We start from the raw sequence: 860 nt of genomic DNA on the forward strand, positions 1-860 counted from the left end.
TTTTTTTGTACATAGCTTTATTTTTCAAATTCTTTAAAAGTATCTTTTAAATCCTTATCTGTTATTTTTATATCTGCTTTCTTGAATAAATCTTTAAAGAATTGTTGTTGCCATTGTTGATCTTGTGAACGCTTCTGTTCTAGTTCCTTACGAATATTATCTTTTTCTTGATCAAAAGGTTTTAACTCTTTTTTCTCTGTTAATTTAATAATATGGTAACCATGAGAAGATTTTATTGGATCACTTACTTGTCCAGCTTCTAATTTATAAGCACCTTCTTCAAATTTAGAATCCATTTCACCTGGACCAAACTCAGGCAATTCTCCACCTTTTTCTTTTGAACCAGGATCTTCTGAATATTGTTTTGCTAATGCTGCAAAATCTTCTCCATTATTTAATTTTTCTTTTATTTCTTTCGCTGTTTTTTCATCTTTTACTAAAATATGACTTGCCTTTAATTTTGGTTTATAGTAATCTTTCATTTCCTTTTCCGTAACTGAAGCTTTAACAGCTTTTTCAAAGGCTATTTGCGTTTTTATTTTCGTTTTAAGATCATCTTCATCTTTAGCACCAGCTTGTGTTAAATAGGCTTTAAAATTATCGCCCATTTGTTTTTTTAATTCTTCAACTTTTTTCTTTGCTTCATCATCTGAAACTTTATATTTATCTAATAAAATCTTGTCTAACATTACTTGTTGTAAAACAGGTTTTCCTGCTGTTTCTTTTAACTTTTTATTAAATTCTTCTTGTGTCAAATTTCCTGATTTTGATGTAACAAGATTATCAGAATTACCACATGCAGATAATAATAAAATACTGCTCATTGCAGCACCTATAAAAATATGTCGTTTATTCAATGT

The 860-nt window shown here is 28.0% G+C and carries 1 protein-coding gene; it reads right to left on the bottom strand.

Features of this window, described 5'->3' with window-relative positions; all coding sequences use genetic code 11:
• Positions 1–17: 17 nt before the first annotated feature.
• Positions 18–857 (bottom strand): peptidylprolyl isomerase, encoded by an 840-nt coding sequence (locus QO049_RS30450; protein ID WP_262314377.1) that lies wholly within the window; start codon positions 855–857, stop codon positions 18–20.
• Positions 858–860: the final 3 nt, after the last annotated feature.

Source organism: Bacillus sp. RB3 (genome assembly GCF_030164735.1).
Classification (GTDB): domain Bacteria; phylum Bacillota; class Bacilli; order Bacillales; family Bacillaceae_G; genus Bacillus_A; species Bacillus_A cereus.